Origin of the sequence: Vibrio fortis (assembly GCF_000695685.1) — a bacterium.
In the GTDB taxonomy this organism is placed as follows: Bacteria; Pseudomonadota; Gammaproteobacteria; order Enterobacterales; family Vibrionaceae; genus Vibrio; species Vibrio fortis_A.
The window spans coordinates 425,187-444,714 of sequence record NZ_JFFR01000002.1 but is presented as its reverse complement, the minus strand read 5'-3'; the positions used below and the strand labels follow the sequence as shown (position 1 = coordinate 444,714).

General features: G+C 43.9%; 14 protein-coding genes and 1 pseudogene. 8 read left to right on the top strand and 7 right to left on the bottom strand.

Annotated elements, in window-relative coordinates; all coding sequences use genetic code 11:
- Positions 1-4: 4 nt before the first annotated feature.
- Both VFDL14_RS20600 and VFDL14_RS24235 read right to left on the bottom strand, forming a co-directional pair.
- Positions 5-1,063: a 3-deoxy-7-phosphoheptulonate synthase gene (locus VFDL14_RS20600; protein WP_032549130.1), complete on the bottom strand. Its 1,059-nt coding sequence runs from the start codon at positions 1,061-1,063 to the stop codon at positions 5-7.
- 16 nt (positions 1,064-1,079) lie between these two features.
- On the bottom strand, positions 1,080-1,274 hold the full coding sequence (locus VFDL14_RS24235) for a hypothetical protein (RefSeq protein WP_152549193.1): 195 nt from the start codon (positions 1,272-1,274) through the stop codon (positions 1,080-1,082).
- A 53-nt stretch (positions 1,275-1,327) separates the two neighbouring features.
- Here VFDL14_RS24235 and VFDL14_RS20605 point away from each other — a divergent pair, with 53 nt between their 5' ends.
- A complete protein-coding gene (locus VFDL14_RS20605) occupies positions 1,328-1,807 on the top strand; it encodes a PaaI family thioesterase (protein WP_032549129.1) in 480 nt (159 codons plus the stop codon).
- 67 nt (positions 1,808-1,874) lie between these two features.
- On the opposite strand, the gene VFDL14_RS20610 is transcribed toward VFDL14_RS20605, so the two are convergent.
- Positions 1,875-3,227: a hypothetical protein gene (locus VFDL14_RS20610; protein WP_032549128.1), complete on the bottom strand. Its 1,353-nt coding sequence runs from the start codon at positions 3,225-3,227 to the stop codon at positions 1,875-1,877.
- A 97-nt stretch (positions 3,228-3,324) separates the two neighbouring features.
- On the opposite strand from VFDL14_RS20610, the gene VFDL14_RS20615 reads away from it, so the two are divergent.
- The gene (locus VFDL14_RS20615; protein ID WP_032549127.1) at positions 3,325-4,164 is read left to right on the top strand and encodes a S1 RNA-binding domain-containing protein; all 840 of its coding nucleotides are present in this window, start codon (positions 3,325-3,327) and stop codon (positions 4,162-4,164) included.
- A gap of 404 nt (positions 4,165-4,568) precedes the next feature.
- Here VFDL14_RS20615 and rsmF read toward each other — a convergent pair whose 3' ends face one another.
- From rsmF to VFDL14_RS20635, 4 genes are all read right to left on the bottom strand, one after another.
- Complete coding sequence (gene rsmF / locus VFDL14_RS20620) at positions 4,569-5,990, bottom strand: 16S rRNA (cytosine(1407)-C(5))-methyltransferase RsmF (protein WP_032549126.1); 1,422 nt, start codon at positions 5,988-5,990, stop codon at positions 4,569-4,571.
- 145 nt (positions 5,991-6,135) lie between these two features.
- Positions 6,136-8,793: an MlaD family protein gene (locus VFDL14_RS20625; protein ID WP_032549125.1), complete on the bottom strand. Its 2,658-nt coding sequence runs from the start codon at positions 8,791-8,793 to the stop codon at positions 6,136-6,138.
- Positions 8,780-10,063, bottom strand: a complete 1,284-nt coding sequence (locus tag VFDL14_RS20630; protein ID WP_032549124.1) for a paraquat-inducible protein A — start codon at positions 10,061-10,063, stop codon at positions 8,780-8,782. The genes VFDL14_RS20625 and VFDL14_RS20630 overlap by 14 nt, the downstream gene beginning before the upstream one ends.
- A gap of 95 nt (positions 10,064-10,158) precedes the next feature.
- On the bottom strand, positions 10,159-11,955 hold the full coding sequence (locus tag VFDL14_RS20635; protein ID WP_032549123.1) for an ABC transporter ATP-binding protein: 1,797 nt from the start codon (positions 11,953-11,955) through the stop codon (positions 10,159-10,161).
- An 89-nt stretch (positions 11,956-12,044) separates the two neighbouring features.
- Here VFDL14_RS20635 and VFDL14_RS0122885 point away from each other — a divergent pair.
- The 6 genes and pseudogenes from VFDL14_RS0122885 to VFDL14_RS23795 all read left to right on the top strand — a co-directional run bounded on the left by VFDL14_RS0122885 (position 12,045) and on the right by VFDL14_RS23795 (position 19,373).
- Positions 12,045-12,518 (top strand): annotated as a pseudogene (locus VFDL14_RS0122885) (GAF domain-containing protein).
- Between the two features lie 97 nt (positions 12,519-12,615).
- Positions 12,616-13,239, top strand: a complete 624-nt coding sequence (proQ, locus tag VFDL14_RS20640; RefSeq protein WP_032549122.1) for an RNA chaperone ProQ — start codon at positions 12,616-12,618, stop codon at positions 13,237-13,239.
- A gap of 17 nt (positions 13,240-13,256) precedes the next feature.
- Positions 13,257-15,251 carry a carboxy terminal-processing peptidase gene (prc, locus tag VFDL14_RS20645; RefSeq protein ID WP_032549121.1) on the top strand — a complete coding sequence of 665 codons (1,995 nt, stop codon included), beginning with the start codon at positions 13,257-13,259 and terminating at the stop codon, positions 15,249-15,251.
- Between the two features lie 190 nt (positions 15,252-15,441).
- Positions 15,442-16,140, top strand: a complete 699-nt coding sequence (locus VFDL14_RS20650) for a hypothetical protein (RefSeq protein ID WP_032549119.1) — start codon at positions 15,442-15,444, stop codon at positions 16,138-16,140.
- A 237-nt stretch (positions 16,141-16,377) separates the two neighbouring features.
- Entirely contained in the window at positions 16,378-18,984 is a 2,607-nt protein-coding gene (pepN, locus tag VFDL14_RS20655) for an aminopeptidase N (protein WP_032549118.1), read from the top strand.
- A gap of 170 nt (positions 18,985-19,154) precedes the next feature.
- Positions 19,155-19,373 (top strand): DUF2835 domain-containing protein, encoded by a 219-nt coding sequence (locus VFDL14_RS23795; protein WP_084181798.1) that lies wholly within the window; start codon positions 19,155-19,157, stop codon positions 19,371-19,373.
- The last annotated feature ends 155 nt before the right edge of the window (positions 19,374-19,528 follow it).

The following is a 19,528-nucleotide window of genomic DNA, read 5'->3' as shown; positions in this document are numbered from 1 at the left end:
TTCCTTAAGCTAAGTTTCTATCTTTAATTGCAGTTGCAAGCAGTTCAAGCATGCTCGCTGTATCGTCCCAGCTTAGGCATGGATCAGTGATTGATTTGCCATACTCTAAGTTGTTGATGTCTTTCATCGACTGGTTGCCTTCTTCAATGAAGCTCTCAGCCATGATACCTGCGATTTGATTCTTACCAGACTTGATCTGCTCACAGATGTCTTTAGCAACATCAAGTTGTTTACGGTGTTGTTTCTGGCAGTTAGCGTGGCTAAAGTCAACAACAAGACGTTGTGGCAGGTCGAACTCAGCCAGTTGTTGGCATGCTTGATCAACAGACTCAGCGTCGAAGTTCGGGCCTTTATCACCACCACGTAGGATAACGTGACCGTATGGGTTACCAGAAGTGCGGTAAACAGTCATGCGACCGTTTTTATCTGGAGAGTAGAAGTAGTGAGAAGCTTGTGAAGCACGAATAGCGTCGATAGCGATCTTGATGTTGCCGTTAGTCGCGTTTTTAAAACCAACTGGGCAAGACAGAGCAGACGCCATCTCACGGTGAATTTGTGATTCAGTGGTACGTGCACCAATTGCGCCCCAAGTAATCAGGTCAGCAATGTATTGGCCAGTGATCATATCCAAAAACTCAGTCGCCGTTGCTAGACCAAGTTTATTGATATCAAGCAGAAGCTTACGAGCTTTGTTAAGACCAGCTTCTAGTGCGTAAGAACCGTCTAAGTTCGGGTCAGTAATCAGACCTTTCCAACCTACGACAGTGCGTGGCTTTTCAAAGTAAGTTCTCATTACGACGAACAGTTCGTCTTTGTATTGCTCTTGAATTTTGCTTAGACGCTCAGCGTAATCTAAAGCGGCATCAGTGTCGTGCACAGAACAAGGGCCAACGATGACCAGTAGACGGTTGTCGCGTCCAGTGAGGATGTCTTCGATTTGGCGGCGAGAGTTTGCAATGCGCTCAGCAACGTCGTCAGTGATTGGGTGTGCGTTGCCTAATTCGGCAGGAGTTGGCATTGGCCCAAGTGCTTGGGTTCTCAACTCATCAGTTTTTAATGGCATGTGATAGCTTTTTATTCTATTGCGAAGCAGTAAAGATAACGGAATTAATCGGAGGAATAAACTCCCTTAGGTCAAAGTTATCTCGGATATCGGCAATATTCTTAGATTTATCAGTTTGCTTGGGGCGTACTTCAAGGTGAGATTGATTGAAACGAGTTGAATTACGGGATGAGTAACGTTGGCTCTCTTTTTTGTAACATTTTTTTGACATTCAAACGCGCGTTAGGTTAACTGGTCAGACAACTATAAAGCTAGGACGCAGCAATGTTATCACCACTTCAGAAAGCAAATTTTTATCTCAACATGTTTGGTTTTTTTAAAGTGCCTTTGATTTGGTTATGTCGACCAAAACTGCTGGCGTTAGATGATACCCATGTCGAAGTAAAAATCCCCTTGAAAAGAAGGACTAAAAACCACCTCAATAGCATGTATTTTGGCGTGCTAGCAGTAGGGGCGGATGTGGCCGGTGGTTTCCTTGCGATGAGTAAGTCTCAGCAACAAGGCGAGAAGATCTCTTTGGCCTTTAAGGGAGTGAATGGCCAGTTTCTAAAAAGACCAGAAGGGGATGTGCATTTTACGTGTCGTGATGGCGCTCTGATTAACGATATGTTGGCAGAGACGATGAAAACCGGTGAAAGGGTTAACCAACCCGTTACTATTGTCGCGACATGTCCAACACTGCACGGTGATGAGCCAATGGCTGAGTTTACTTTAACGCTCTCTATTAAAAAGGTCAGCCGTTAAGCTGACCTTTATATTTTTAATTCGAGTAAGACTTCCTTTAAGTGACCCGGTCACGTAAAGGTGAGCGTTAGACTTGAGTGATCTCTTCAATATCGACTATCTTCGAACGGTTCATAACGATTTTCCAACGATAGTATGTCGGCTCGCTATCGTGATTGTTCTCTTTGATGATCAAATTAAGCAGATGACGTTTCTCGACCGACTCTCGACTGACCTGACCTTCATTCAAACGATAGACTTTATTAGAACCCTTATCCATCAAACGGGTTAATGCTCTTAAGCTGATAGATAGAGTCTCGCGAGTCTCTTCGTAACCACTCATGAAAGTTGATGTCGACATTTCTGTATGTGAGCGATAGTGAAGGATTTGTTCCTCGCGTTGTACAACACGCTTTTTACGTATCGCTTGAATGCGGTCTGCGAGCTTTGAGAAGCTGGTGTAGTCGAGCCACTCTAACTTGTGTCCAACGACTTTCTTGGTTGTAGGATCCAGATAACGGCGTTTCCACTTAGGTTTCCCTTTACGAATCCAACGCCAAAGAATATCACGTAGATCATCTTTAAATATCTCGCGTAATGCGTAGATAAATGACATAGCGACAATAAATGATGCGGTAATCTCGCCAAGGAAGTCTCGAGCCAAGATAACCGTGGTTGTCACGAACACCATCACAAGACCGGTTGCGATACCCTTAACGGCACGTTTAACGTTATTACCCATGGAGACCGCTTTCTCTTGCAGAACGATAGGGTGTTCAATCAGACGGCGTAGTAAGCGCATCTTGTTGCTTAAACGAGTAACATCTTCACGAACTTTCGCTGAGTTGTATCGATTGAGCTTTCGGTGCGCGGTCTCTTTTTCACACAGCGCAATCAAACGTTCTTTAATCGTAGAGTATTCACTGCCTCTAGGCATATGAGAAACCAACGATAAAAACTTCTGCTCGGTATACCAAGATAGATAGTTATCGATATTGGCATAGTAACGCTTTAGATTTTCTTCATATGGAATGCTTCGGCGAAGTTTCTTGAGGATGTCGAGTGCGAGCTCAATAACTTCATCTACTTCATCTGAAGTGACCGTGTCACCATCATTCTTATTTAAGCTAGATACCGCTTTATCCAAAGCAATAACATATTGATACGCAAACAAACTTAGACTGACACGATATTGTGTAGTAGAGAGGCGTCCTCGTTTTGCAAGGCGACTGTGGACGAGAGGTAACAGTGTCTTATCACTGTAATAGGCACGTTTCTGAGTGATGGAACTGTAGAAGAATGAACTCTCAGAGAGAACCTCTGGTGTTAGGCCGAGTTCACCGGGAACAAAGAGATACACATCCATGTCGAGCTTTTTCGTCTTCGCCATTGCATGGTTTATTTTTAGTGTAATCGCGTCTTGTTTATCAACGGTGATCAACGAAAGTTCCTCTGATGTAAAAATATGAATGAAATTAGCGAAAGCATAACAGAGATCACGTATAATCTCTGCCAAATTTAATGTAGAGACAATTTTGATGATTAATATTGGTCAAATAAACAACTTAGAAGTAGTAAAACAGGCAGATTTCGGTGTATTCCTTGACGCAAGCGACTATGGAACCGTGTTGCTACCAAAGAAATTTACTCCTGAAGGCGTTGAAATTGGTCAAAAATTAGATGTGCTACTTTACATCGATTCAGACAATCAAGTTGCAGCAACGACAGAAACACCAATCGCGCAAGTGGGCGAGTGGGGTCTAATGCAAGTCGAGGGTGTGAACAGCACAGGTGCATTCGTTAACTGGGGTATCAAAGGTAAAGACCTACTAATACCATTTAGCGAGCAACGTGGCCGTCTACATGAAGGCCAATCTATACTTGTTTATGTTTACATTGATAAAGCGTCTAGTCGTATTGTAGGTACAACGAAATTCAACAAGCTACTAGACAACACACCAGTAAACTACAAGCGCAACCAGCAAGTAGACCTTATTATTGCTGAGCGTAGCCAGCTAGGTTACAAAGCGATTGTAAATGGCGAGCACTGGGGTATGATTTTCCCGTCAGACGTTATCGGCAAGCTTTTCATCGGTAAAACGTTGAAAGGTTACATCAAGAACATTCGTGAAGAAGATGGCAAGATTGACCTCTCTTTACAAAAGGTTGGTGTGGCGAAGATGGACGACCTAAGCGTTAAGATCCTAGACTTACTCGAGAAAAAAGGCGGCTTTTTACCGCTGAATGATAAGTCTTCACCTGATGCTATTTTCTCTGCTTTCCGTACCAGTAAGGGTACATTCAAGAAAACGATCGGTGGTCTTTACAAAGCAGGTAAAATCTCGATTGATAAAGAAGGTATTACCTTAGTTAAGTAAAGAGCTATATTGAGGTAGCACTTAGCCAAGTTGGTGTTTGTAGAGGAGCTCTTTATGGGCTCCTTTTTGTTTTCAACGCTTTCTACTTTTTGCGGGCAACGTAAACGAAAAAAAAGCCCAAACGTTCCTGTCTGGGCTTAGGGGAAAGGGCTCCTAGGAGCCTACGCTTACAGCGCTATTTATCTGTCTGATAGGTCAAGTTTAGTCGAGTTTTACCAAATAGCGATTTATTCCCTTTGAAAGCAGATATATTTATTAATAGTTTTGATATTAATGGAGCTGAATGCATCCCTTAGGTTCGATAACTGACTTATAGCATTGAGCACATTGAAATCAAAAAAGCCCAATAACACGGAATACTTACTGGCGTGCTATCGGGCTTTTTGTCGCTTCAGTGTTGAGCTTTAAAACAAGTTTTTGTCTCGGACTAACTCGCGAGGTAGGCCATTTTTAATGCGGTTACCGACCCACTTACCAAGTCCGATAATTGCACCTTCAAACTTAACTAGAACTTCGCCTTTGCCTGAGAGGGCGTCAGGGCGAACGTCGCGTCCCATGAACCACTCTCGAGCATCTTCAATGGTTAGCTCAACGACATTTGATTCGTTTCCTGTTGCCAGCGAAGTCGCTACTTGATGCTGCCAGCGATAGCCTTTCTTGTGTGTCTCGGCGATCTTTATACCCATACGCGAGAAACGTAGCTCACCAATCATTGGCTCAAGCGCAGCAGGGAATAGCCAAACATCTTTATCGCGCAGCCATACTTGTGCATCTTTTGGTAAAGAAATATCCAAAGCGGTGTTTAGATGAGTTTCAACTTCTTGTTGTACTTTCGTCGACGCCTTTTCAAATGGAAATTTACCCATTCGTTTTTTAACTTGTGGTGGTGTAACTGAAGCTACCTTACGTATACGTGCGACAAAGAAGCCCTCTGAGTCGTAAACTTGTGGGAAGATATGCAGGAATCCTTCTTCAGTTAAGGTTGCTTTTGCATCTTCAAATAAGCCTTCAAGAGATTCAAACTCAACGGCATCACCAAATGTCTCCTTGAGATGATGACAAACTTGCTGGTTTTCTTCAGTACTCAGGGTACAAGTTGAGTAGACCAATACGCCATCAGTCTTCAAAGCATGGAAAGCGCTCTCGATCAGATTTTTTTGTGTATTCGCGATATCAACAACCGAATCGTAGGTCCAGTTTTTCATTGCGTCCGCGTCTTTACGAACGGTACCTTCGCCAGAACATGGAGCGTCAAGAAGAACAGCGTCAAACGTTTCTGGTAGCCAACCACCAAACACACGCCCGTCGAAGTTACTCAGTGCCGCATTGCGAACGCCACAACGTTCAATGTTTGCGTGGAGTACTTTTACACGGCTCGCTGCGTATTCGTTTGCAACTAATACACCTTCATTGTTCATCAGTGCGGCGATCTGTGTCGTTTTAGAACCTGGAGCCGCAGCGGTGTCGAGTACCGCGTCATATTCCTCGTTACCGAAGAACAATGCTGAAGGTGGCATCATCGAGCTGGCTTCTTGAATATAGAAAAGACCAGACATATGTTCAGATGTGTTTCCAAGTGGAACAATACTCTCGTCTGCAGAGATCCAAAAACCAGCATCGCACCATGGCACAGCTTCTAGTTCCCAGCCTTTGTCTTTTGCTCGAACGAGGAAGTCTTCAACACTGATCTTAAGTGTGTTGACTCGAATACTCTTGCGTAGCGGCTTCTGACAGGATTCGATGAATGAAGCCATGTCCAGATGACTAGGCATAAAGGTTTCGATATGAGTAAGAAACTCTTCGGGGATATAGACGTTAGCGTGCAAAGGGAAATCTCAGCTGTGACTTGAATGCGACAAGTTTAAAGCAAAATGGTTGAGGGCTAAACCACAATTGGCTTAGATAGTAAAAATGCAGCCTATTGGCTGCATTTACGTTTAATTATTGTTCTATCAAGTGCCTATGGGAGAATTAAGGCTTTGGAATCGCGGTACGCCACATTTTCCAATCATCTTCCGCTTGTGGGTAAAGATAGAAAGATTGGTCTTCAGCCGCTTGTGGTTGGAGTGTGTCTGTTGGCGGTGTAGCAAACGTGATTCCCCCGCGTAGCAGGCTTTCCACTGTACCCGCCTTGATGTTGGCACCAGACAAGCCAATAGAAACATCTACACCTGAGACATTCCAGAATACGCTGTTTGCACGCACTAAGTAGGCATATTCAGAGTCGATGCGAATCGTTGAGATGATACGATCTGCGAACTCGCCCAAACGAACATCAATCACTGAACCGATCTCTAATTCGCGGAATAGGATTGGGGTGCCTTTAGTCACAGAGCCACGAGATTCACTCTGAAGTACAAACACTTTACCTTGAGAGGCAACAGGCGCTTCTGAGAGTACAAACTGATTAGCACGTTTTCCTGATCCTGGTTCAACACTAATGTGCTTAGATAGCAGCGCCGAAACGTTTTTGATACCGCTCAGCCCAATCTCAGGGCTTGCCAGCCAGAAATGACTATTCTGAACCGCTACTTTATCTACGTACTCCGGAAGAATTCGCGCTGTGATCTCGATACCTTTGCGATTAAAGTTAGGAACAACCAGCGTTACTTCGCCAACGGTGACACCTTGGTATTTAATCGCTGTGCCTTTGCTCACTTCAATATCACCACCAGCGGTTAACTGAATTGCTCGTCCAAACTTGCGAGCCGTTTTTGCGTTTTCGTACAGTTTCCAAGATGAACCGATTTTGTTGTCGATTCCTGGTAATGAGTCAAACGCAATACCACCTTGAATCAGCGTTTTTACAGGTGCCGCAGTAATGTTTACGCCTGCTAAAGAGGCATCGACTTCAACACCAGAGCGATTCCAGAATACAGTTTGAGCAGTAATTAGGTGCGTATAGCGGTTCTCGACCTTAGCTTTGATCTTCACACCGCCATCAGACAGTTGAAAGTCGGATACAGTACCCACTTCAAGGTTTCTGTAAAGAATAGGGCTACCTTTCGAGATAGGAGGCAGTTCGTTGGCAAATAGAGTGATCGACTTTGAACCACTATGATTCAGTTTAGCCAACTCAGCCAAAGACTTACTTTGGAACAGCTGATACGTTGGTTGTACTTTAGCTTGTCCTTCGCTTACAAAGCTGATTGAGCCCGTTAACAATTGTTTCGCTGGTGGTACTGTGACACTCAAGCCAGACTCAGTGAGTTCAGCGGACGCGCTGCCTGTGACAAAGAAACGGTTGTTGCTCTTGATAAGGTGCGCGTATTGGTTGTCGATTAGCGCATCCATGTAAACTTCGTGCTTGTCACTTCCCGTGCCTACACCATCTACCAAACCCACTTCAATGATCGAGCCGACAGCTATGCCTTTATAAAGAAGGTTGGTACCAACATCCAGACCAAATGAATTGTTCGACGTCAGACGAATCGCGACTGACTTTTCTTGTTGTTGGTTGTACTCATGTTTGCGGATAGCTGTAAATTGACGAGCCTTGTCACCTTCGCCCGGAACTAGCGTTAAGAAGTTACCTGTTACTAGGTTGCCAATGTTTTCGACACCAGTTAAAGACAGCTTGGCTTCTTCTAGGATGAATTTACTACCAGAGTTCAGGAAATCACTAAACGCAGGCTGAATTGCTGCTGAAGCGACCACATTTTCGCGGCCCTTGCTCAGTGATAGATCGGTAATCTGACCGATTTCGATACCGCGGTACATAATCGGAGCACCTGTTGCACTAATATTGTTATCGTCAGGTACGGCAATCTTGACCGAGATACCGCGACCAGCTGTCTTCAAGTCTGGGTAGAGCTTGAACTTAGTATTCATTTCGACAGGCTGACCTTCTCCTGGCGAGTCCACAGCAATCGAGCCGCCCAGTAGGGCACTAAGACTCTCTAAACGCACGTCGACACCAGAGAAGCCAATGCTAGCACCTAAACCACTCACGTTCCAAAAGCGGCTCTGGTCAGTGATGATATGGCTGTATTCGTCTTTAATGGCCGCTTGAATGGTGACAGATTTTCCACTCTCGTTGAGCTGGTAATTGTATACCTCACCGATTGGGATTTTGCGGTAGACGATTTGTGAACCAACCGATACGCCACCAAGGTCTTTTGCCGTCAGCATAATGTTCAAGCCTTCAGAAGCGAGCAGGTCAGAAGGGGACGATTCTAAAGCCTTGAACACAGTTTCAGGCTCTTGCTCGGTCTCACTTGGGTGAATGGCAATATAGTTACCAGATACCAAAGCATCCAAACCTGAAATTCCGGATAGGCTAGCCGTTGGTTTCACTAACCAAAATCGAGTACCTTTGCTAAGAAGCTTTTTCGCCTCAGGGTAGATGTCTGCATCAACATAGATACTTTCAAGATCTTCCGAGAGAGTGATGTCTCGCACCATACCCACTTCAAGGCCTTGATAGCGAATGGTCGTTCGGCCTGCGATTAAACCTGCCGCATCGGAGAAGTAGATCTGAACGCGTTGTCCAGCATCATGGATAGATTTCATCACCAACCAACCGGCGAGAGCAACGGTTAATATTGGAAGAATCCACAAAGGCGAAATACCTTTGTTTTTTCTTATCTCAGGTGAGTACGACGTTTGTGATTGGTTATTGTTGTTCATTCACTGACCCATCATTAGAGGTGTGGTTATCCCAAATAAGCCTTGGATCTAAGCTTTCAGCAGCGAGCATGGTAAGTACTACCACAATGCCAAAAGCCACAGCACCGTATCCCGGTGTAAAATTAAGTATTTGACCGCGATCGACCAGCGTCATCATGATTGAGATAACGAACAGATCCATCACAGACCATTTCCCAATCCACTTAACGATAAAATAGATCGTCATGCGCTGACGGCGGTAGAGTGTTCTTTTTACTTGAATACATATAAGAATGTAGGCAAGTCCAAGAATCTTAGCGACGGGTACGATGATACTGGCGATAAAAATGATCGCTGCGATCCCATACATCTCACTATTTATTAATGAGGCAACACCGGAGATTATTGTATCTTCAAGGCGTTGGCCGTTAGTGATGAGTATCGAAATAGGGATGACATTAGCAGGTATGATCGCAACAGATGCTGCAAATAGCAGGCACCACGTCTTTTGAATGGAGTATGGTTTGCGATGATAAAGCTGGTGGTGGCAGCGCACGCAATTTTCGCCTTCTGGCTGAGAAAGGTGACAGTTATGGCAGTGAACACTTTTAGCTTCTTCAAATTCGAAGCTTGTCTCTTCCTTCCATGCTTCCCAATAACGGCGAACACTAATTCGGCTCACCAATAGCACACTAAACAGTTGTAGAAGCAGCAGGCCGATAAGTCCAGGGCCGACAAAAATGTCTGAATAATCCTGCAGCTTAAAACACGAGACCGCAACACTAACAAGGAATACATCGAGCATCATCCAATGCTTGAGGGTTTGGATGATAGCCAGTGAATAACGAAATGGCACAAACCACTTCATGTCTAAAGCTAGGTGAGTCATTAATACTGAGCTGCAGACAAGAAAAGGTGCAATGGAACTGCAGAATAGGATTAATAGTCCGAGCAACGGGAAACCTTCCGCCATCAGCGTGAAGACGCCAGAAGGAAGTGTTGCGGGGATCATCACGCCAATCAGACGGATACTGATGTAATCGAAAAAGTGCGACGGAATGAACAACAGCAAACAGGTGACCGCTATTGCTAGGTTGCCTGATAGGCTAGGGGACCCACCTCGATAAAGTTGAGTACCGCAGCGAGGGCAATACGCTGATTTTCCGCTCGGGACGGCGGTTTTATCTACCGGTAGCTCACATCCTTGGCAAAGACGCACATTTTGCGCCTCTTTCTGATGATGTTCTGGCAGTGAAACAGCTGAGTTTGACGCTTTAGAAGTGGAGGCCATAAGACCTCCACAAGATGATTTGATTGTTGCTAAATGGAAACTGGTTTTGTTTGATTGGGCGAGTATTAGGCTCGCCCTTAGATGATGAACAAACGTTAGGCGTGAGATTGCACACTGCCGTAGAGTGTTTGATACAGTCCTTGTTGTTCAACCAATTCACCATGTGTACCTGTTTGTGTTACTTGCCCATCTTCTAATACATAGATGAGGTCAGCTTGTTTTACCGCTGAAAGCCGATGCGCAACAATCAATGTTGTGCGGTCTTTCAAAAATTCACTCAACGCTTTGTGTAGCGCAGCTTCCGTTGCAGTATCTAGGGCAGATGTCGCTTCGTCGAGGATAACAAACTTAGGATTACTCAACACCATTCGAGCGATAGCTAAACGCTGTCTTTGACCGCCAGATAGACGAACTCCGTTCTTACCAATTTGTGTATCTAGACCATCACTTAATTGCGAAATGACGTCTTGCATTTGAGCAATATCTAGAGCGCGCCACAACGACATTTCGTCGTAATCAGCACCAAGGGTTAGATTATGCCTTAATGTATCGTTGAAAAGTATAGGTTGTTGTAAAACAACGGCTATTTGATTGCGAATTACATCGAAGCTGATGTCGTCCGTCGTCTCACCATTGTATTTAATGTGACCCGAGTCTGCGCGATAAACACCAATCAGTAGTTGGATTAACGTGGATTTACCGCCACCACTTGCACCCACCAGCGCTACTTTCTTCCCTGCTGGAATAGAAAGCGAGAGTTGGTTTAAAACAGTGTTTTCTAAAGTGTAAGAGAATGTAACATTTTCAATATCAACTGACACTTCTTTATTTTCAGAGAATGGATTTACTTTACTGATAGGGCGGTGCTCTTCCTCAAGTGTAAGCAGGTCATTGATACGTTTTAATGCCGCCTTCGCGCTGTACCAAGAAAACTGAATACCAAGTAGCTCTTGCACGGGGCCCAACATAAACCAAAGGTAACCAAATACCGCAAAAATTTGACCAATGGTTAAGTCGCTAAACAACACCATTAACATCGCCACAGCTCTAAACAGTTCAAAGCCGAGCAAGAATAGAAGAAATGATAGGCGACCAGCAGCTTCAGATTGCCAAGCGTATTTGTCTGCATCGATACGAACTTGGTCTGCTTGCTGTTTAAGTTCGTCCAAGAAGATTCGTTCTTTATTAGCCGCTCTTAGTTGATAAATGCCATCGAGAGTCTCGACAAGACGATTCTGGAAACGCTCAAAAGACTGGTTTTCATGCTTCTTAAGGTGTTTAACTTTACTTCCGAGTTTTCGAGAGAAGTAAATGACCACAGGGTTAACCAATAGGATGAACAAACCCAAGCGCCACTCTAACCAGAGCAAGACAATTGATGTGCCGAGCACGGTAAGAAAGCTGATCAGAAACTTAGACAGTGTTGAACCAATGAATTTATCGATGGTCTCTATGTCAGTGATTAAGTGAGCATTGATCCCGCCGCTCCCTTTTGTTTCGTACTGTCTGATACTAATGCGCCCAAGCTTGTCGATCATCTTGCTACGCATTTGGTAGGTGATGGTTTTCGATACTAGGGTAAATTGGCGCCCCTGCAGGATGTTAAGCCCTTGGCTAACTGTACGCATTACAATAACTAACAGCAAAGTGAGTGCAATGTAGCCTGTGGGCGTTTGCATTGAATCTGGTAGTAGATGATTCATCATCTCTAAGCCTGAGGCGGGCTTGTCGAGCAGTACTTCATCAACCATCAACGGCATTAATAGAGGAATAGGGACACTGATGAGCGTGGCGAGAATGGCAATAATGTTGGCAAACACCAGCTTGGACTTGTGTTTTTTTACTTGAGTCATCAACCAAGAGCGGCTGATAGTGTCATCTGAATTGGTCATTGTAATGAGAATAAGTCCTATTTGGGTTGGTGGCCGCATTCTACTGCGTTCTCTTGATAATGGAAGTCTCAATTTAATTGGAAGTTAATATGAAAATAGAACATTACCATCGCTTAACCAAACAAGCCGTCGCTTTAATCGAATCAGAAACCGATATGATCGCAAATTTGTCAAATATCAGTGCATTACTGTCGATGGAACTTGACGATCTTAGCTGGGCAGGCTTTTACTTAATGAAAGGCAATGAGTTGGTTCTTGGTCCATTTCAAGGTAAACCTGCGTGTGTTCGTATTCCAGTTGGCCGTGGCGTGTGTGGAACGGCAGTGGCAACAAATTCTGTATAGCGTATATACGACGTACATGAGTTCGAAGGTCACATCGCTTGCGATGCAGCAAGTAATTCAGAGATCGTGATTCCGTTCTCGAACAGTAGTCAAATTGCTGGCGTGTTTGATATCGATAGCCCAAATGTTGGCCGATTTAGCGAAATTGATGAGGAAGGATTGGTATTTTTCATGGCAGAAGTGGAAAAGCTGCTTAATTCGCATACGAACAAGGCATAAATTATTCTCTTACTGTGGTTTTTCCCAAGCATCTCTCTATAATACGTAAAAATATTTTCTTAATGCTCGCGGAAAACCGCAAAAACCAGGAACCCTCATGGAAAACACTGAAAAGTTAAAAAACAGCAAAGAAGTTATCGCATATATTGCTGAATGTTTCCCTAAATGCTTTACTCTAGAAGGTGAAGCAAAACCACTTAAAATTGGTATTTTTCAAGATCTTGCTGAACGTCTAAGTGAAGACGAGAAAGTAAGCAAGACTCAGCTACGTGCAGCGTTAAGACAGTACACTTCATCATGGCGTTACCTGCACGGCGTAAAAGCTGGTGCAGAGCGTGTTGACCTAGATGGCAACGCATGTGGTGTTCTAGAAGAAGAGCACGTAGAGCACGCTAAAGCGACTCTTGCAGAAAGCAAAGCAAAAGTTCAAGCTCGTCGTAAAGAGCAAGCGCAAAAAGCTCGCGAAGAGAACAAAGCAAAACCTAAGGCGAAGAAAGCTCAACAGCCTCGTCGTCAAGCACCAAAAGCTCCAAAAGTAGAAAAGCCTGTTGAAACACGCGCTCTAAATGCTGACGAATTCGTTACTGGCAAAGAAGTGAATGTGAACATGGGTAAAGGAAACATGGCTGCGACCATTGTTGAAATCAATAAGGAAGATGTACGTGTTCAGTTAGCAAACGGCCTACAAATGGTTGTTAAAGCGGAGCACTTGCGCGCTTAAAGGAGATACTCCTACGCATGAAATGCCGTTCAAAATTGACACTGATTGCTGCTAGCTTTTGGCTAGCAGCTTCAGCTCAGGCTCTAGAAGCCAAACTCGATCAGGATGATTTGCCTCTACTCGCTCCTGAAGTCCAACATGAAACCGCGAGTAAACGTGTAACTTCTCGTTTCACGCGCTCTCATTACAAACACTTCAATCTCAACGACGATTTCTCTCAAGCTATCTTTAATCGTTATCTAGAGATGCTCGACTATAACCGCAATATCTTCACTCAAGCGGATATCGACTCGTTTACTTCTAAAGCCATTCAACTTGATGACCAATTGAAAGCCGGTAATAACCAGATCGCTTTTGATGTGTACAACCTCTCAATGCAAAAGCGCTTTGAACGTTTTCAGTATGCGTTGTCTCTGCTTGATGAAGAGATCAAGTTTGATGTCGACGAAAGCATTGAACTCGACCGTAGTGAAGCGGCTTGGCCTAAAGATACCGCCGAAGTGAATGAGCTTTGGCGCAAACGTGTTAAATACGACGCGTTGAATCTCAAGCTGACGGGTAAAGAGTGGCCTGAAATTCAAGAAGTTTTGGAAAAGCGTTACAACAATGCGATGAAGCGAATTACGCAATCGCATAACGAAGATGCTTTCCAGATTTACATGAATGCATTCGCTCGAGAAGTTGACCCTCACACTAGCTACTTGTCGCCACGCAACGCCGAGCAGTTCCAATCAGAAATGAACCTTTCTTTAGAAGGGATTGGTGCTGTATTACAAATGACCGATGACTACACGGTTATTCGTTCATTAGTTGCTGGTGGTCCTGCGTCTAACAGTAAACAGTTGGGCGAGGGGGATCGCATTGTTGGTGTCGGTCAAGATGGTGAAGAGATCGTTGATGTTATTGGTTGGCGATTGGATGACGTTGTTCAATTAATCAAAGGTCCAAAAGGAACCAAGGTTAAGCTTCAGATCCTGCCTGATGGCAAAGATGCAAAAAGTCACGTTGTCACAATTGTTCGCGATAAGATTCGTCTAGAAGACCGAGCCGTTAAGTCTGAAGTGATTGAGAAAGACGGTAAGAAGATTGGTGTACTTGAAGTACCGAGCTTCTACGTTGGTCTTTCAAAAGATACTGATAAACTGATTACAGACCTTAAGAAGCAAGGTGTCGACGGTATTATTGTTGATCTTCGTAACAACGGTGGTGGCGCCCTGACCGAGGCAACGGCACTTTCTGGTCTGTTCATTAAAGAAGGCCCAGTTGTTCAAGTTCGTGATAGCTATGGTCGTGTCAAAGTGAACAGTGATACCGATGGCGAAATCAGCTATCAAGGTCCACTAACAGTTTTGATTAATCGATACAGTGCATCGGCATCAGAAATCTTCGCTGCAGCAATGCAAGATTATGGTCGAGCAATCATTTTGGGTGAGAACTCGTTTGGTAAGGGTACGGTACAACAACACCGCTCATTGAATCATATCTACGATTTATTCGATAAAGAGTTAGGTTATGTTCAATATACCATTCAAAAGTTCTACCGAATCAATGGTGGTAGTACACAGAACAAAGGTGTTGTACCAGATATCGCTTATCCGACGCCAGTCGATCCTGCTGAAACAGGTGAGAGTGTAGAAGATAATGCGCTACCATGGGACAGTATCGACAAAGCAAAATACTCTGTGTTACAGCGTAACGATGAACAAATCGCGAAGTTAACGACGCAGCATCAAGCTCGTATTGCTCAAGACATGGAGTTCGGATTTATCGCTCAAGATATTGAAAAATACAAAGCAGATAAAGACGACAACATGCTTTCTCTTAACGAGAAAATGAGACAAGAAGAGACAGATACAGCAGAAGCGCTTCGTTTAGAACGTATCAACCTGCGTCAAAAAGCTAACGGTGAAGAAGCCTTTAAGACTCTCGATGATGTGTCTAAAGACTATGAAGCTCCTGATGCTTACCTCGACGAGTCGGTTGCGATCATGCTAGATATGCTTAAGAAGTAGTTCTTAAAGAATGATTAAAAGCGAGCCTTGTGCTCGCTTTTTTATTGTCTGTTGTTTGCGAGTGATTCGCGCTTTCTACTCTTAAGATGACAATAATGTTACTTCGTAAGTAAAATTTAGTGATTTGGATCATATTTTTCGCTTTATATGAATAACGTGCCTAAGCTTAAAGAAACATAAGGGGGCGCGTATGAAATGGATACTTCTGACATTATCTTGTCTATCATTTATCGCTACAGCTGGTGAAGGTGCTGCACCGGTACCAACTGAGCCAACCCAACCAGCTAAGAGTGACAGTAATCTGTCGCACTTCGATCTTCCACTTTTGCTGGGCGACTGGTATTTACTAAACCCTAATCCTGAAGATGGCACTGAAGATTTCCGAGCGATTAAGCTCACCCTAGATTCCAACTACACGTTTAGCATCGATATTCAAAAGAGAGATTTTAGTGTCGATCACTGGGAAGGAATGTATAACGCTAACGGCGATACCATCATTCTTGGTCTAAACACCTCTGAACCTCAGGTTTACTCTTATAGCAGTAATCATAATATGTTGAACCTCAACGGCGTTCTTTTCACCAAAGCGTTACCCAATGCGCTGGCCGGAATCTGGTCGAGTGCAGAGCTTTCAGGCAGTGATTTAAGAGCAAGCAACATCCAAAAAATGGACTTAGTGTTACAACCTGACTTCATTTTTATGTTCCGAGTGTCCGATGAATCAGGCGGGGAGATCGTTCAGCGTGGTGTTTACTACACCGAAGGTGATCAACTGGTTCTTCTATACGAAGATGGCGAGCATGGTACGCGTTATACACTTAATAGTGATGTATTGACGCTAGAAGGCGAAGAAAGTGACATGTATGCCGTGCTCAACAGGATTCGTTAACACGCTGTTTCCAAAGAGGTTGTGTTGGTTTGTTACTTCTATTGATTGATGGAAAATAGTAACGTTGCCCCCAATCACAGTGATAAATAACATTTCTGGTTAAAAAACTAGCAAATATAAGAGGCATTTATACCAAATGCCTCTTTTTGTTCATCTAGCCCTTGTGTTCTGACTAAACTGCCTTTAGATATATACAGTTATTTCAAATTTACGCATAACGATCAAAAGGAACAAGTCATGGCACATACCCCTCAAGCCAAGTATCGTAAAGATTATCAATCACCTTCTCACAGTATCTCTGAGATAGACCTAACATTTGACCTATATGACACGGCTTCTATCGTGACCGCCGTTTCTAAGGTGAAGCAAGAAAAGGAAAGCTCAACACTGGTTCTGGATGGTGAAGGCTTGAAGCTGGTATCTGTGTCGGTCAATGGCGCAGAGTGGACTCAGTACGAGCAATCTGAAACGCAACTAACATTGACAGAACTTCCGCAAGAGTTTGATCTAACAATTGTGACGGAAGTGAACCCGGAAGGTAACAGCGCATTAGAAGGCTTATATAAGTCTGGTGGTGCTTTCTGTACTCAGTGTGAAGCGGAAGGTTTCCGTCGTATTACTTATTACATGGATCGCCCTGATGTATTGGCTAAGTTCACTACGACAGTCATCGCTGACAAAGCGGAAAACCCATTCCTATTGAGCAATGGTAACCGTATCGATGAAGGCGAATTAGAGAATGGCCGTCATTGGGTTAAGTGGGAAGACCCGCATCCAAAACCAGCGTACCTGTTCGCATTGGTTGCAGGTGACTTTGATGTACTGCGTGACAAATACACGACTCAATCTGGCCGCAATGTTGATTTAGAAATCTTTGTTGACAAAGGCAACCTAGACCGCGCAAACCATGCGATGGTGTCGCTAGTGAATTCGATGAAGTGGGATGAAGAGCGCTTCGATTTAGAATACGACCTAGATATCTACATGATCGTAGCGGTTGATTTCTTCAACATGGGTGCGATGGAGAACAAAGGCCTTAACGTATTCAACTCTAAATTTGTTTTGGCTAATGACCAAACGGCAACGGATACAGATTACCTCGGCATCGAAGCGGTAATTGGTCACGAATACTTCCACAACTGGACTGGTAACCGCGTTACTTGTCGCGACTGGTTCCAATTAAGCCTGAAAGAAGGTCTAACTGTATTCCGCGACCAAGAATTCTCTTCTGATCTAGGTTCAAGAGCGGTAAACCGAATCAATAATGTTCGTATTATTCGTGGTCCTCAGTTCGCAGAAGATGCGAGCCCAATGTCTCATCCAATCCGTCCTGAGAAAGTGATCGAAATGAATAACTTCTACACTTTGACGGTTTACGAGAAAGGCAGTGAAGTTATTCGTATGATCCACACTTTGCTGGGTGAAGAGGGCTTCCAAAAAGGTATGAAGCTTTACTTTGAGCGTCATGATGGCACAGCAGCGACTTGTGAAGATTTCGTGGCAGCAATGGAAGATGCATCAGGCGTCGACCTGACTCAGTTCCGTTTATGGTACAGCCAATCGGGTACACCGACTTTATCTGTAGAAAGTCACTACGATGCAGAAGCTAAACAGTTCACGTTGAAGACAAGCCAACGCACAGAGCCAACACACGAGCAATCTGAAAAACAAGCGCTACACATTCCTTTCGACATCGAACTCTACACATCGAAGGGCGATGTGATTGAGTTACAATGTAACGGTGAGCGAGTAGGCAATGTGTTAGATGTCAAAGAAGCGGAGCAAACCTTCGTATTTGATAACGTTCAAGAGCAACCCATTCCATCTCTACTGCGTGAGTTCTCTGCTCCTGTGAAACTGGAATATGATTATTCAGACGAAGAACTTATCTTCTTGATGGTTCACGCTCGCAATGAATTTTCTCGTTGGGATGCAGGCCAGATGCTATTGGCAAAATACATCCGCAGTAATGTAGCGAATGTACAGCAAGGTAAAGAGTTTGAACTGTCTTCTTCGGTCGTTGATGCGTTCCGTGGAGTACTACTGAGTGAAACTCTTGAACCCGCGTTTATCGCTGAGATGCTATCACTACCAAGCCACAATGAAGTGTCGGGCTGGTATGAGCGTGTCGATATCGATGCAATTGCATCTGTACTGAAATCAATGAAAGTAACACTGGCTACAGAACTGCAAGATGAACTGGCTGCTGTATACCATAGCCATGCGCTAAAAGAGTACACCATCGTTCATGACTCAATTGGTAAGCGTACATTGCGTAAAGTTTGCTTGAGCTACCTAGCACACACAGAACTTGGTAATGACCTGGCGGTTGAGATGTACGAATCTGCGAATAATATGACAGATACGATGGCAGCAATGGGTGCGGCGAACAGTGCGCAGCTTGCGTGTCGTGAAACGCTAATGACTGACTACAGCGATAAGTGGAAGCACGACGGTTTGGTCATGGACAAATGGTTTGCACTGCAAGGTACCAACCCAAGTAGCGATGCGCTAGAAGTGATCAAAGCATCTATGTCTCATCAAGCATTTAGCTTAAAGAACCCGAACCGTACACGTAACTTGGTTGGCTCATTCCTGAACATGAACCCAGTTCAGTTCCATGACAAGTCAGGCAAGGGCTATGAGTTTGCGGGTGAGATCCTGCGTGAGCTAAATAGCACTAACCCGCAAGTTGCTTCTCGATTGATTGACCCACTACTTAAATTCCGTAAATACGACGAAGAGCGCCAAGCGTTGATCAAAGCGGAACTTGAGACGTTAAAGTCGATGGACAATCTTGCAAAAGACCTGTTTGAGAAAGTGACGAAAGCGCTTGAGGCGTAATCTAGGTCGTGATTCTCTGCTAACTTTAGCGAGATTATCTTCTAACTATACAGCGAAAAGCGATATAGTCAGATAATGTTTAAATTTAAGCCAGTAATGCATTTGTATTGCTGGCTTTTTAATCAAAAGTGCCGATTTTTCGGGATACTGTTTATTTATACAGGTATTGTATGAACAGCTACCATTTCAGACTCAACATTACTTATCAGCAATTTTTGGCGAATTATTCGGGGGCCGCAAGTAACGTACATGTTATTACGACGACGGGTTTAAGGCTCCAATTACCTGCAACTCGATTCAGACCATTTCTTACACAAATAGGGGTGAAAGGGCTGTTTAGACTAACAACTGACCAAAATAATAAGTTTATTAAGTTAGAAGCTCTGTAAGCCTCGCCATAACTAGAGAGTTAAAAGGAATCTTAATCACATAATCAAACATTTCACCTCCTACCAGCCTGAAAATTATTAACTATTTTTCAATAATGCTTTTACAATAAATGGATGCATTACCTTTGCTTAACTCGCTTGTGAAACCAGAGGTT